Raw genomic sequence first — 13,398 nt, forward strand, 5'->3', positions numbered from 1 at the left:
ATGAACCCGGCGCGGTGCGCCGTGAGGGTGCGACCCGAGGTGGCCATGCAGCCCGGCAACCTCGGGTCGGACAGACGCAGGGCGCTACCTCAGGCGGTCCACTCGCCCACCGCCATTTCTGCGGTAAAGCCCGGGCCAAAGGCCGCCAGCAGGCCGATGTCGCCCTGATTCAGATTGGAATCGAATTGGCGCTTGAGCACGTCGAACACCACCACGCTGGCGATGTTGCCGGCTTCCGACAGGCTGCTGCGCGATTGCGCCACCCGGTTCGAGGCCAGGTCCAGGTGCATCACCAGTTCGTCGAGGATCTTGCGGCCGCCAGTGTGGAAGATGAAGAAGTCGTTGTGCGCGCAGTTCTGTTCGAAGCTGTCGTAGTTGAGCTTCTCCATCACCGGCGCCACATCCTTGATGGAGTTCATCACCGCCTTGTCGAGGGTGAAGTGGAAGCCGGTGTCCTTCACGTCGTACTTGATGTAGTGCTCGCTCTTGGGCAGGAAGAACGACTCGGTCTTCTTGATCTTGAAGCCGCCGGCCTGGTCATCGGCGCGCAGCACGCAGGCCGACACCGCATCGCCGAACAGGGCCGCGGAGATGAAGGCGTGCAGCTTGGTGTCGTCCGGCTGATAGCACAGCGAAGAGAACTCCAGGGACACGATCAGCACGTGATTGCGCGCATCGAGCCGGGCGAAATCGTTGGCCCGGTTGATGGCCGCAGCGCCGGCCACGCAGCCCAGCTGGGCGATGGGCAGTTGCACGGTGGAGTTGGGCAGGCCGAGGTCGTTGATCAGGTGCGCGGTCAGCGACGGCATCATGAAGCCGGTGCAGGAGGTGACGATCACCATGCGGATGTCGCTGATCTGCAAGCCGGCATTCTCGATGGCCTGGCGTGCCGCAGCGGACGACATCTGCCGGGCTTCACGCTCGTAGACGATGCTGCGGTGGGTAAAACCGGTGTGCACCGCCAGTTCGTCGATCGGCAGCACCAGATGGCGCTCGTTGACTTCGGTATTGGCGATCATGCGCTTGGCCAGGGCCATGCGCGGATGGTCGCCGTGCAGGTTCTCCAGGTGATCAATCATCTGTTGTTGAGTGATCTTGTGTTGCGGAAACATGACGTGTGGGAGGCAAAGAGTAGACATGATGGGTCCTTGGCTCTAAGTAAGCCAATAAGTTAAGGGTGGGGAAAGTCCCCGTTCATAGGCACAGGAATCTGTAGGCCCTAAAGGAAATCAGGACCTTAAGGCAACTTCGAGGCGTGAAGCGGCCGTTGATGTAACTTTTAAGTTGGATTTTATTTTAATGGCTAACTTCAAGGTGCCTTATATAAAGGCACCTTGAACAACAACTTATATATCCAGTACGAACTTATAAGCGTATTGCCAGGCCAGGTTACTTTCGCGCACGTGCTTGCGAATCACCATGCGCACCGGCGCGCCAACTTTCAGCTGTTGCGGGTCGCAGACGTCGACGATTTCCGAGGCGATCACCAGACCGTCATCCAGGCGCACCATGGCCATCATGCGCGGCACGGTTTCGCCATAACCCATGGCGGCCAGGACCGGGTTCTCGGCGTGGGCCATGACTTCGATCTTGCCCGTGCGCTTGCAGCGGTAAGGCTTCACGCTCAGGGAGTTGCAGGCGCCGCAGACGGTACGCCGGGGGAAGAAGATCTCGTTGCATTCTTCACACTGGCTGCCTTCGAGACGGTATTTGCCGCCATGCTCGCGCCATTCGCGAAGCATGCTGGCAGTGGTCATTCTGTGGATCTGTTCTGGGTACATGGACATGGTCCGGGCTCCTTAGTCGTTCGAGAGGACAATCACTGAGTTGTGCGCCGCATAACCGCCAAGGTTCTGCGACACGCCGATGCGTGCGCCCTTGACCTGGTTGTCGGATTCACCCCTCAGCTGCCGGAACAGCTCGGTGATGTGCAGGATGCCGTCGCAGCCGGAAGCGTGGCCGCGGCCGATGTTGCCGCCGTCGGTGTTCAGCGGCAGTTGGCCGTCCAGGGCGATGCCGCCTTCGAGCACGAAGTCGCCGGCCTGGCCCTTGCCGCAGATGCCCATGGATTCCATCTGGATCAGCCCGGCGCCGAGCAGGTCGTAGACCTGGGCCACGTCGATGTCCTTGGCGGTGATCCCGGCTTTCTTGTAGGCAATTTCCGCGCAGGCGATGGAGTTGGCCGAGACGGCCATGCCCACGTCCTTGGGCAGGCCCGGATGGTGCAGGGTCGGGTTGTGGAAGCGTGTGCCGAAGTAGTGGGAGACCCCGGTGTAGGCGCAGCCGCGGACGAACACCGGTTTGTCGGTGTACTTGTGGGCCAGGTGTTCGGCCACCAGGATGGCGCAGCCACTGGCTTCGCCCCAGGCCAGCATCGAGCCGCAGGCTTCGCTGTTCTTCAGCGCTTCCAGGGTGGGAATCGGCTGGCCGTAGCGGGTGGCGGTCGGGGTGTTGTGGGCATAGACGCGCATCTGCCGGCCAAAAGTGGCCAGGACATCGGCCTCGCGACCGGCATAGCCGAACTTCTGGAAGTATTCGGCGGTGGCCAGGGCGAAGGCGTCGGTATGGGAGATGCCGAGGAAGTAATCGTATTCACATTCAGTGCTGGAGCCGATGTACTCGGCGTAGTTGAAGTGATCGGTCATTTTCTCGAAGCCACCGCACAGGACGATGTCGTACTCACCGGATGCCACCATCTGGTGACCCATCTGGAACGACACCGAACTGCTGGTGCAGTTGGCGGTGCTCATGAAGGTCGGCGCCGGACTGATGCCCAGGGCGTCGGAAATGGTCGGCCCCAGGCCGCCATATTCGGAAATGCCTTCACCGTGATAGCCGTAGGCGACCCCCTGGATTTCCCGGGGGTGCATCTTGGCGTCCTTGAGGGCTTTATAGGCGGACTCGACGATCATTTCCTTGAACGTCTGCCGAACTCGTGAACTTCCGGGCTTCGGCGTATAGGCGGCCGAAACGATTGCAACACGACGTGCGCACATGTGCATGCTCCTTGCGTAGACAGGCGTAATCAGAGATAGGCGGTCAGGGCGTAGTCAGCCCGCAGGTACTTGAATTCGTACTTGATGGAGGTGCCGTAATCGACGTAGGTCTTGGCTTCGAGCAGTTCGCGCAGGGGTTTGTTGTGCTTCTGGTACTGCTCGATGGCGTCGGTGACGGTCAGGGCGATGGCGTCACTGCCGGCCCCGAAACCATAGGACACCATGAGGATTTTCTGCCCCGGACGGGCCTGGTCCAGCACGTTGATCAGGCCGAGCAGCGGGCTGGCGGAGCCAGTGTCGCCCACATCGCCGGCATAGATGCCCGGTTCGATCTGCTTGGTGTTGAAGCCCAGGTGCTTGCCCAGGGAGTAGGGCGTGGACACCAGGTTCTGCTGGAACACCACGTAGTCATAGTCGGCGGCGCTGGTATGCAGCTTGGCCATCAGGCCTTCGGCGGCGCGGCGGGTCTGGTCTTCCAGGCCGATGCTGTTCTTGTCCGAGCCCAGGCCCATTCCGGAACGGATGTAGCGATCGCCTTGGGGGCGGATGTTGTCGGCGATATCGGCGGCGCAGGAGAAGCTGGCGTCGAACTCGGCGATGACGTTCTGATTGCCGATCAGCAATGCCGCGGCTCCGGCCCCGGCATAGGACTCGGTCAGGTCGCCGGGTGCGGTATTGCGGTTGATGGTGTCGGCGCCGATGGCCAGGGCGCTGCTGGTCATGCCGGATCCCACCAAGGCCTGGCAGATCTGCAGGGCGGAAGTACCGGACTTGCCGGCGAACTGGACGTCGGCGCAATAGGCGTCGTAACCGCTGCCGAGCATTTCCAGGATGATCGAGGCCGAGGCACGTGAATCGTAGGGGTTGGTGCAGGTGCCCAGATAGAGGGCCTGGAGCTCATGGCCGGGGACTTTGTCCAGGGCCCGTTGCGCTGCTTGCACGCCGAGGGTGATGACATCTTCATCCGGCTGCAGCACCGCTCTTGCGCTGACGCCGAGGTTTTCCTCTACCAGCTTCAGATCAGTGTTTTTCCAGACGTTGATGACGTCCTGAACTTTGAGACGGCATACCGGAACAGCCGCGCCATAGCTGACAATGCCTACTTTTTTCACGTTCATTTTCCTCTTGATTCCATTCTTTTTGAGAAAACTGGGTCGTGCTTGCTCAGAAGCACCCTTGAAACATACGGAAAACAGTTTTTGCTGCCCGACTCTGGCCAGCACCGCGTAAACCCTCAGCCCAGAGGGTTTTTGCAGCAGGCTCCAAAGAGGGGAAAACCCACTCGAAAGCTGTTTTTCTTCACCTCTCTGTGCTATGATACGGAACGTTTCGTTTAATAATAATTTCAGACGATCCAGTCTCTTGAGAGGAAAGGCTTCAAGTCTCGAATTCGAGGAACTCAGAGTTACAAGGCCTGATCCGCTCAACCCTTACGAGAAATTTCAAGAACTAGATGGATCGGTGCAAGAATTTCATGATTCTTTCAAGAATGAAACGAAACGGACCGTTTCATTTCGATTCGAGGGAATCCTATACCCTGCGTTGCGTTTGTCAAGCGCCCTGCCTGGAGATTTTTTATTGTGGCTCGTACCCCATCTCGCAGCTCCATCGGCTCTTTGCGAAGTCCGCATACCCACAAAGCCATCCTCAGTTCCACCATCGAGATCCTCAAGGAATGCGGTTATTCCGGGCTCAGCATTGAGTCGGTCGCGCGCCGGGCGGGTGCCAGCAAGCCGACGATCTATCGGTGGTGGTCGAACAAAGCGGCGTTGATCGCGGAAGTCTATGAAAACGAGAGCGAGCAGGTGAGAAAGTTTCCTGATCTCGGCTCGTTCAAGGCCGATCTCGACTTTTTGCTGCGTAATCTCTGGAAAGTCTGGCGGGAAACCATTTGCGGCGAGGCGTTTCGCTGTGTCATTGCCGAAGCCCAGCTGGATCCTGCGACGCTGACTCAGCTCAAGGATCAGTTCATGGAGCGCAGAAGGGAGATGCCGAAAAAGCTGGTGGAAAATGCCATCAGCAATGGTGAGCTGCCCAAGGACACCAATCGCGAATTGCTGCTCGATATGATTTTCGGTTTTTGCTGGTATCGGTTGCTGACTGAGCAGTTGACTGCAGAACAGGATATTGAGGAATTCACTGATTTACTGATCAACGGTGTCTGTTCTGGCGCACAACGTTGATCCCTTTACAGCATTGAGCCCGCACATGATGCGGGCTCAATGACATGGGACTCTCAGGCTGCAGCGGTACCGAACTCGCGATACAGGTCCGGCAGAAAGCTGGCCAGGTGATTGAACTCGCACATGTCGTGAACGGCGAACTCATAGGCCAGGGTTTCCAGCTCGGCTTCGCCGAAACCACTTTCCTTGAGCAGCGCCGAGGCTTTTTCTGCCCCGGGAAAGCGGGCCATCGACGGGTGCGAACCGACCCAGTAGCGGCTGGTCAGGTACATGCCGCCCGGGACCTCCTTGAACAGATGCACCATCAGTGACACCGGCACCTGCGGATGTTCGGCCAGACTCATCAGGGCGCTGACGCTGCCATCGATTTTCGCTTCGCGATACAGGTCGGGGTCCAGGCCCAGGCTGGCCGGCTCCTTGAAATCGATATGCAGGTGCATCAGGCGGTCGCCGACATATTCCGAGGCGCAGAAGGTGTTGCCGTACAAACGCTCTTCGAAACTCAAGGACGCGTCACCCAGGCGCTGGTGGTTCACACATGGATTGCTCACGTGAGCGTAGGGGAACCACAGGGTGTAGCGCTCCGCTTCCGCGGGGTGCCACATGAACCACCACTTGAACATCTGCGCGCTGCAGCCGGGGAAGAACTTGCGGCTCTGCACATAGGCCATCGGGCCCGGCAGCAGGGCGTAGCCGGATTCTTCGCTGACGAAGTCCGGGTCGAGCAAGCGATTGATGTCCTCCACACTCGGGGTCAGGGTGTCTTTGAGGTCCATGGGGCCTTGCTGGATCTTGCGCACGGCGGACAGCGGCACGCGCATTTCCGAGCGGAAATATTTGGCATAGGGCTTGTTCCTGACTGCGGCCTGGTTGCGTAGGAACAGCTTCTGCATGGGCAGGGAGAAGTAGGTGAAGGGGGTCATGACGCGCGCTTCCATGCTGATATCCTTTGGCTTGACTAGACGAGTGGCCGGCATCTTCCTGTACTCCCTCAAACGTGGTTGCACGAGAAACTGGCGCTTTGTAGCTAAGCAGTGCATAAACAAAAGTCAAATTTGAATTTAACTTAGTGAGAAAGCCATGGCTCTTTCCGCTTCCCCGCAGACGCCTGCGGCCCGTGCACCGCGCCAGGATGGTCAGGCGACTCGCCAGCAGATCCTGGAAACGGCCGGCCAGCTGTTTGCCGAGCTGGGGTACGCCAACACCACCAGCAAGCAGATCTGCGAGAACTCCAAGGCCAACAACGCCTCGGTCAATTATCACTTCGAGAACAAGGACGGCCTGTATCGGGCGGTGTTGCGCGAGGCCCATGACCGCCTGCTGCGGATCGAGACCATGATCACCCTGAGCGAGAGCCAGGAGCGTGCCGAGGACAAGCTGCGAGCCATCATCACCGTGCTGATCGAGGGGCTGGCCAACCAGCGCGAGGGCTGGGCGCTGAAGGTGCTGACCCGCGAGCTGCTGTCGCCCTCCTCGGTGTTGCCGGAGGTGCTGGAGCAGCAGGCCTTTCCCAAGGCGCAGATCGTGCGCAACATTCTCGGGCAGATCATGCAATTGCCACCGGACGACCCGGCCACGCTGCGCAGCGCGGTCAGCGTGTTTGCGCCCTGCCTGTTCCTGCTGATTGCCCATGAGCCGCTGACGCGCCATGTGTTGCCCGGGTTGGCGCTCGATCCGCCGGCGTTGATCGAGCACATGATGAGTTACGCCCTGGCCGGCCTGGCTGCCGTGTCTCGGGCTTCGACCCCCGTATAGGCCGTTGTCCGGGCAAAAAAACGCCGACCCAGAGGTCGGCGTTGCTGTTCGGCGATTCCCGGGCCGGTTCTTACTCCTGGGCGACGGCGTTCTTGGCCAGGATGGCGTTGGCCAGCTCCATGTCGGTGGCTTTGAGGCCGGGGTTGTCGGCGCGGACTTTCTGCATGGCGGCTTCCAGGTAAGGGCCGCGGATGCTGCCTTCGCTGGCCACGAAGCTACCGGCGTCGTCCTGAGCGGCGACGATCAGTTTGTGATCCTTGAAGGTCAGGTAGGTGGAACCGGTGGTGGCACCGGAGGAAATGACGTTACGCCAGAAGGTGTCGGCCATTGCCGAACCAACGGGAAGGGAAAGCAGGGCAAGGGTGGCGACAGCTATTTTCAGACGCATGATGGGTGACTCCAACTGGGGGGTATCTGCACAGTTTGATTCTAGATACCCCAGCGGAGTTCCGTGACCCGTCAGTCAAGGTTTTCGACCAGCAGGACGGCGCCCTCCTGGCCTATCACCCGCACCCGGGCCCCCACCGGCGCGTCGGCGCCCTTGGCGATCCACACCCCGTCGGCGACCTTGATCCGGCCGCGGCCGTCGATGATCGCCTGGTGCACGACGAAGGTCTTGCCGATCAGTTCCTGGCCCCGCAGGTTCAGGTTCGGCTGGTCGCTGGGGCGGACCACGCTGCGCTGGCGTCGCCACCAGTACAGGGCCGTCAGCACCGACAGCAGGCCGAACAGGAAAAACTGCACCTCCCAGGACAGCCCGGGAATCAGGAAGGTCAGGGCCCCGACGAAAGCGGCTGCCAGTCCGATCCACAGCAGGTAGCCGCCGGCGCCGAACACCTCGAAGATCAGCAGGAGGGTGCCCAGGGCGAGCCAGTCCCAGAACGACAGGGTTTGCAGGTATGCCAGCATGGTGCGTGCCTCAGCCTTTCTTGCCGTCGAACGTGGCCTTGACGATTTCGCCAATGCCGCCCACGGCGCCGATCACCTGACTGGCCTCCAGCGGCATCAGAATCACCTTGCTGTTGTTGGCCGCCGCCAGCTTGCCCAGGGCATCGATGTACTTTTGCGCCACGAAGTAGTTGATCGCCTGAACGTTGCCGCTGGCGATCGCCTCGGACACCACCTGGGTCGCCCGGGCTTCGGCTTCGGCTTGACGCTCCCGGGCTTCGGATTCGAGGAACGCCGCCTGGCGCTCGCCCTCGGCTTCCAGAATCTGCGCCTGTTTCTTGCCTTCGGCCGTGAGGATGGCCGCCGCCCGCAGGCCTTCGGCTTCGAGGATCTGTGCGCGCTTGACCCGTTCGGCCTTCATCTGCCCGGACATGGCCGCCATCAGGTCGGCAGGAGGGCTGATGTCCTTGATTTCAATCCGGGTGATCTTGATGCCCCAGGGCGCGGTGGCTTCGTCGACGGTGCGCAGGAGTTTCTCGTTGATGCCGTCACGCTGGCTGAGCATCGCGTCCAGTTCCATGGACCCGAGCACGGTGCGGATGTTGGTCTGCAGCAAGTTGCGGATGGCGTGCTCGAGGTTGTTGACCTCGTAGGCGGCCTGGGCCGTGTTGACCACCTGAAAGAAGCACACGGCGTCGATTTGCACCGTGGCGTTGTCGGCGGTGATGACTTCCTGGGGGGGAATGTCCAGCACGCTTTCCATGACGTTGATCTTGCGACCGATGCGGTCCATCACCGGAATGATGATGTTCAGCCCCGGCTTGAGGGTGTTGGTGTAGCGGCCGAAGCGCTCCACGGTCCATTGATAGCCTTGGGGCACGACCTTGAAGCCCATGAACACCAGGGCCACCGCCAGGGCGACGAAAAGTAACAGTACGCTTCCGATCTGCATCACATTCACCTGCTCAGTCATTGCTCAAGGGGACGGCGAGCACGAGTGTAGGGGGCTGCCCGTTCTGGCGTTGGGATACCTGGGCCCTTGCATCATCAGGACACACAACACCGCTTCGATCCGCTCAAAGCTGGAAGCGGGTGACCGACGTCTGCAAAGTGGCCACGGAGTTTTCCATCTGCTCCACCGTGAGGGTCAGGTCCCGCATGGCCTGGCTGTTGCGCCGTGCCACCTGGCTGATCATTTCCACCCGCTGGGCCACTTCGCTGCCGGCCTTGGACTGTTCGCCGATGGTGTGGGAAATCTCTTCCACCATCAGTGCCGAGCGCTGGGCGCCCTGGCGAATCTCGTTGATCGACGTCCCCGCCTGTTGGGCCATGTGCACCCCGTCGTTGACCCGGCTGACTCCGGTTTGCATGCTGCTGACCGCCTGCTCGGTGGTTTCGCGGATGCGCTGGATCATGCCGGTGATCTCCCGGGTGGATTGCGCGGTGCGCGCCGCCAGGTTGCGCACCTCGTCGGCGACCACGGCAAATCCGCGTCCGGCCTCGCCGGCCCGGGCCGCCTCGATGGCGGCGTTCAGGGCCAGCAGATTGGTCTGCTCGGCAATGCCATTGATCACCTGGATGATCGAGTGGATCTCTTCCGAGGACTGTCCCAGGGCGGTGATGCTCTGGGACGAATTGTTCACCGCTTCGGCAATGTGGCTCATGCCGTCCACCACCCCTAGGATGACCTGGCCACCGCTGCCGGCCAGGGATTCGGACTGGGCGGCGATGCTCTGGGCGTTGCGCGCATGCTCGGCAACCTGGGCAATGTTGCTGATCATCTGTTCCATGGCGGCGGCCATGTTGGTGGCGCCGTCGGCCTGCTCGGTGGCGCCGTCGGCAATGCCCAGTGAGGTGTCGCTGAGGCTGTGGGAGCGTCCTCGCAGCTCCTCGCTCTCGTGGCGGATGGTGGTGATCATCTGCCGCAGGTTGTCCTGCATTTCACCCAGGGCTTGCTGCAACTGCCCCGCTTCGTCCCGGCTGTCGATACTGATGACGGTGGTCAGGTTGCCCTGGGCGATGGCCCGGGCGGTGGCGACGGACTTCTCCAGGGGCTTGAGTACCCGGATGAGCAACTGGCGGGTCAGCAGGCACAGGATCAGGGCGGCAATCAGGCTGCCGCCAATCAGCCACCCGGCCGCCTGGCGCACGGCATGTTCACTGTCCTGGCGAGTTTGGGCGGAGCTGGCTTCGATCTTGCTGCTCAGTGCCGTGTTGCGGGATTCCACTTCGCTGAAGCGCTGGGAAAACTCCTGCATGTGCTGGCGTGCCGCCTGCGGATCCTTGAGGGCCTGTTCGGCGATGCTTTCGGCGGCATGAATGTAGCTCTCCAGGACCGGCTGCAGCTCGCTGATGGCATCGCGGATATCCGGCGCCAGGGGCAGTTTGGCGTTTTCCGCCAGAGCCTTGCGGAACCAGTCGCCGTGTTCCCGCAGGCTGCTACGCACCTCCTCGCCGGCCGCAGTGTCGCCGGGTTCGCTGCTGAGCGCCTCCAGCACATCGGCCCGCAGGGCGTCGTGCATCATGTCCGCTTCCAGGTGGTTGCGCAGGGCGCTGGCATTGAGTTCATTGTCCTGCAGGGCGCCGGCCAGGCGCGATTGTCCCCACAGACCGAGGCCCGCCACCAGGGCAATGGCCAGTAGGCTGAGAACCCCGGAGGCGATCATGTTTTGACGAATATTCATGCCTGGCTTCCTGCTCGTTTTGGCGGTAACTGAAGCGTAGTCCAGCGCTCGCGGTTCGCCGCTGGTCGAGTGCTCGGTTATCCGTCCGGGTTCTGCGGCGTGACCCGCAATACCTCCTCGAAACTGGTCAGGCCTTCGGCGAGTTTGCGTGCGGCGGCCTGGCGCAGGCTGTGCATGCCGTCCTCGGCGGCCTGGCGGCGCAGATCGGCGAGATCGAGGTCACTTCGGATCAGGGCCCGGAGCGCGGCGCTCAAGGGCATGACTTCGTAGACCGCAGTGCGTCCGTGGTAGCCGGTGCCCCGACACTCGGCGCAGCCCACGGCGCGCATGCTCTGGCGCGGTGGTGGCGCTTGCCGGGGATGGATCAGGTTCTGCCAGTCGTCGCTGGCGAGTGCGGCGGGGGCCTTGCAGTGTCGGCACAGGGTGCGCACCAGGCGCTGGGCCATGACCCCGACCAGGGTGGCCCTGAGCAAATAGTGCGGCACGCCCAGTTCCAGCAGGCGGCTGATGGCGGCCGGGGCGTCGTTGGTGTGCAGGGTGGACAGCACCAGGTGCCCGGTGAGCGCGGCCTGGATGGCCATTTCCGCTGTTTCCAGATCACGGATCTCGCCGATCATGATGATGTCCGGGTCCTGGCGCATCAGGGCCCGTACGCCGCTGGAAAAACTCAGGTCGATGTTGGGCTGGACCTGCATCTGGTTGAATGCCGGTTCGATCATCTCGATCGGGTCCTCGATGGTGCAGAGGTTGATTTCAGGCGTCGCGAGCTGCTTGAGGGTGGTGTAGAGGGTGCTGGTCTTGCCCGAACCGGTGGGCCCCGTGACCAGGATGATGCCGTGGGCCTGGGAGGTCATCGCCTGCCAGCGGCTCAGGTCGTCGGCGCCAAAGCCCAGTTGGTCGAAGTCCTTGAGCAGCACCTGGGGATCGAAGATGCGCATGACCAGTTTTTCGCCGAAGGCCGTGGGCAGGGTCGACAGGCGCAGCTCGATTTCGCTGCCTTCGGGAGGGCGGGTCTTGATCCGGCCGTCCTGGGGCTTGCGCTTTTCTGCGACGTTCATGCGTCCCAGGCTCTTGAGGCGGCTGACCATGGCCAGGGTGACCTGGGGCGGAAACTGATAGACGTTGTGCAGCACACCGTCGATGCGAAAGCGCAGGGTGCCGTGTTCGCGGCGTGGTTCGATATGAATGTCGCTGGCCCGTTGCTGGAAGGCGTACTGGAACAGCCAGTCGACGATGTTGACGATGTGGGCGTCGTCGGCATCCGGTGCCTGATCGTTGGCTCCCAGCTTGAGCAGTTGTTCGAAGCTGCCCGGGCCGCTGGTCTTCTGTTCGCTGCTGGCGCCGCTAACCGACTTGGCCAGGCGATAGAACTCCAGGGTCAGGCGCTGGATATCCGCCGGGCTGGCCACGACCCGGCGGATCGGGCGCTTGAGCACATGGACCAGATCGGCCTCCCAGCCCCTGACATAGGGCTGGGCGCTGGCCACGGTAACGCTGTGGGCATCCACCGCCACGGCAAGGATCTTGTGCCGTTGGGCGAAGGCGAAGGAGATCAAGGGGGTGATGCCGGCCACGTCGATCCGTAACGGATCGATGCGCAGGTAGGGCTGCCCCGCCTGCCGCGCCAGCCAGGCGGTGAGGCTGTCCAGATCCAGGTGTTGCCCAGGGTGCTGTCGGTCGGGCAACTGCCGGCTGGCGATGAACTCAAGAGGATGCAGGCTCGGGTCGGCCCCCTGGCGAGCGGCGCTCATGGCCTGTTCGGCGGCGTCCTGGCTGATGCGCTGCTGGGCCAGCAGCTCACTCAGCAGCTCGCTGAGATCCAGCCAGCGGTCCGGGGACACCTGGGCGGCGTTCATGGGGACTCCTCGGCAGCGTGGCCCAGAGTCGGGTCTCTGGTCGCAAACTGCCAAGAATAGTCGCATCGGACGGCATCGCCGCCGGCCAAGGGTTGCAGGGTTTTACCGGCCTCAGCCAGCGGCCTGCAGGCGCGAGGCCTCCACCAATTGCAGCTCCACCGAGCTGACACTGATCAGGTTGCGCAGCTTGTCGCCGATCACCCGGGCCCGGTGCCAGCTCAGGCCCGCGAGCTCCACTTCCATATGCAGCGTGTCGTCCTGCTGGATGACCGCGACCCGGTGCGGCACCAGGAGCTGCAGGGCGAAATGGTTGAGTACCCGGCACAGCACGTCGGCCTCGACATCGGCGAGCAGCTGGTAGTGCACGTGGCACGGGGCATTGTCGGGGTTCCAGACATCGGCGCGGGTCGCAGGGCTCGGGGCGGGGCTGTGAAAGGGCATGGCGGTCTCCAGGTCAGTGGAGAAATTTTTACATTCGGTTTCGGGTTTTTCTTATCTAAGATGCAGACAATTCGCCTGTTTTCGAATTAGATAATTCGACTTTTAATAATTTTGGGGGTTGATTATGCAAAGCGAGCTGGATGCCTACGATCGCCGGATCCTGGCGTTGCTGCAAGACGACGCGTCGCTTTCCAGCGCCCAGATTGCCGAACAGGTGGGGTTGTCCCAGTCGCCTTGCTGGCGACGGATTCAGCGCATGAAGGATGAAGGGGTGATTCGCGGCCAGGTGACCTTGCTCGACCGCAAGAAGATCGGCCTGAACACGCAGATCTTTGCCGAGGTCAAGCTCAACGCCCATGGACGCTCCAACTTCACCGAGTTCACCGAAGCCATTCGCGGTTTTCCCGAGGTGCTGGAGTGTTATGTGCTGATGGGGGCGGTGGACTTCCTGTTGCGCATCGTGACGGCGGATATCGAAGCCTACGAGCGGTTCTTCTTCGAGAAGCTGTCCATGGTGCCCGGCATTCAGGAGGTGAACTCGATCGTCGCCCTGTCGGAGATCAAGTCCACCACCAGCCTGCCGGTATTGCGCTGA

The 13,398-nt window shown here is 61.7% G+C and carries 14 protein-coding genes and 1 pseudogene; 3 read left to right on the forward strand and 12 right to left on the reverse strand.

The window, feature by feature from the left end; all coding sequences use genetic code 11:
- Window positions 1-89 precede the first annotated feature (89 nt).
- The 4 genes from ACMGG8_RS05260 to ACMGG8_RS05275 form a co-directional block, all read right to left on the reverse strand.
- The gene (locus ACMGG8_RS05260) at window positions 90-1,139 is read right to left on the reverse strand and encodes a type III polyketide synthase (protein WP_060841629.1); all 1,050 of its coding nucleotides are present in this window, start codon (window positions 1,137-1,139) and stop codon (window positions 90-92) included.
- Between the two features lie 207 nt (window positions 1,140-1,346).
- Window positions 1,347-1,787 carry a Zn-ribbon domain-containing OB-fold protein gene (locus ACMGG8_RS05265; RefSeq protein ID WP_060844923.1) on the reverse strand — a complete coding sequence of 147 codons (441 nt, stop codon included), beginning with the start codon at window positions 1,785-1,787 and terminating at the stop codon, window positions 1,347-1,349.
- A 12-nt stretch (window positions 1,788-1,799) separates the two neighbouring features.
- Complete coding sequence (locus ACMGG8_RS05270; RefSeq protein WP_016966051.1) at window positions 1,800-2,996, reverse strand: thiolase family protein; 1,197 nt, start codon at window positions 2,994-2,996, stop codon at window positions 1,800-1,802.
- A gap of 29 nt (window positions 2,997-3,025) precedes the next feature.
- On the reverse strand, window positions 3,026-4,114 hold the full coding sequence (locus tag ACMGG8_RS05275; protein WP_060841627.1) for a hydroxymethylglutaryl-CoA synthase: 1,089 nt from the start codon (window positions 4,112-4,114) through the stop codon (window positions 3,026-3,028).
- A 462-nt stretch (window positions 4,115-4,576) separates the two neighbouring features.
- Between ACMGG8_RS05275 and ACMGG8_RS05280 the strand changes: the two genes are divergently transcribed.
- Window positions 4,577-5,179: a TetR/AcrR family transcriptional regulator gene (locus tag ACMGG8_RS05280; RefSeq protein WP_016966053.1), complete on the forward strand. Its 603-nt coding sequence runs from the start codon at window positions 4,577-4,579 to the stop codon at window positions 5,177-5,179.
- 53 nt (window positions 5,180-5,232) lie between these two features.
- Here the strand turns inward: ACMGG8_RS05280 and phlG are convergent, their stop codons facing one another.
- A complete protein-coding gene (phlG, locus tag ACMGG8_RS05285; RefSeq protein WP_414159270.1) occupies window positions 5,233-6,117 on the reverse strand; it encodes a 2,4-diacetylphloroglucinol hydrolase in 885 nt (294 codons plus the stop codon).
- 142 nt (window positions 6,118-6,259) lie between these two features.
- On the opposite strand from phlG, the gene ACMGG8_RS05290 reads away from it, so the two are divergent.
- Window positions 6,260-6,934 carry a TetR/AcrR family transcriptional regulator gene (locus tag ACMGG8_RS05290; protein WP_060844918.1) on the forward strand — a complete coding sequence of 225 codons (675 nt, stop codon included), beginning with the start codon at window positions 6,260-6,262 and terminating at the stop codon, window positions 6,932-6,934.
- 70 nt (window positions 6,935-7,004) lie between these two features.
- Here ACMGG8_RS05290 and ACMGG8_RS05295 read toward each other — a convergent pair whose 3' ends face one another.
- The 7 genes and pseudogenes from ACMGG8_RS05295 to ACMGG8_RS05325 form a co-directional block, all read right to left on the reverse strand.
- Window positions 7,005-7,322 (reverse strand): DUF2388 domain-containing protein, encoded by a 318-nt coding sequence (locus ACMGG8_RS05295; protein WP_016966055.1) that lies wholly within the window; start codon window positions 7,320-7,322, stop codon window positions 7,005-7,007.
- A gap of 71 nt (window positions 7,323-7,393) precedes the next feature.
- Window positions 7,394-7,843, reverse strand: coding sequence for an NfeD family protein (locus ACMGG8_RS05300; protein WP_060841624.1), 450 nt, complete (start codon window positions 7,841-7,843; stop codon window positions 7,394-7,396).
- Window positions 7,844-7,853: 10 nt separating this feature from the next.
- Window positions 7,854-8,774: an SPFH domain-containing protein gene (locus ACMGG8_RS05305; protein WP_047306628.1), complete on the reverse strand. Its 921-nt coding sequence runs from the start codon at window positions 8,772-8,774 to the stop codon at window positions 7,854-7,856.
- Window positions 8,775-8,898: 124 nt separating this feature from the next.
- Complete coding sequence (locus ACMGG8_RS05310) at window positions 8,899-9,762, reverse strand: methyl-accepting chemotaxis protein (RefSeq protein WP_372840608.1); 864 nt, start codon at window positions 9,760-9,762, stop codon at window positions 8,899-8,901.
- Window positions 9,754-10,506, reverse strand: a pseudogene (locus ACMGG8_RS05315) (HAMP domain-containing protein); the annotation flags it as partial. The gene ACMGG8_RS05310 and the pseudogene ACMGG8_RS05315, both read right to left, overlap by 9 nt.
- A 77-nt stretch (window positions 10,507-10,583) precedes the next feature.
- Window positions 10,584-12,362, reverse strand: a complete 1,779-nt coding sequence (locus ACMGG8_RS05320; RefSeq protein WP_414159271.1) for a GspE/PulE family protein — start codon at window positions 12,360-12,362, stop codon at window positions 10,584-10,586.
- A 111-nt stretch (window positions 12,363-12,473) separates the two neighbouring features.
- The gene (locus ACMGG8_RS05325; RefSeq protein WP_060841621.1) at window positions 12,474-12,803 is read right to left on the reverse strand and encodes a hypothetical protein; all 330 of its coding nucleotides are present in this window, start codon (window positions 12,801-12,803) and stop codon (window positions 12,474-12,476) included.
- Window positions 12,804-12,927: 124 nt separating this feature from the next.
- Between ACMGG8_RS05325 and ACMGG8_RS05330 the strand changes: the two genes are divergently transcribed.
- On the forward strand, window positions 12,928-13,398 hold the full coding sequence (locus ACMGG8_RS05330; RefSeq protein WP_016967645.1) for an Lrp/AsnC family transcriptional regulator: 471 nt from the start codon (window positions 12,928-12,930) through the stop codon (window positions 13,396-13,398).

Origin of the sequence: Pseudomonas sp. BNK-45, assembly GCF_047456255.1 — a bacterium.
Lineage (GTDB): Bacteria > Pseudomonadota > Gammaproteobacteria > Pseudomonadales > Pseudomonadaceae > Aquipseudomonas.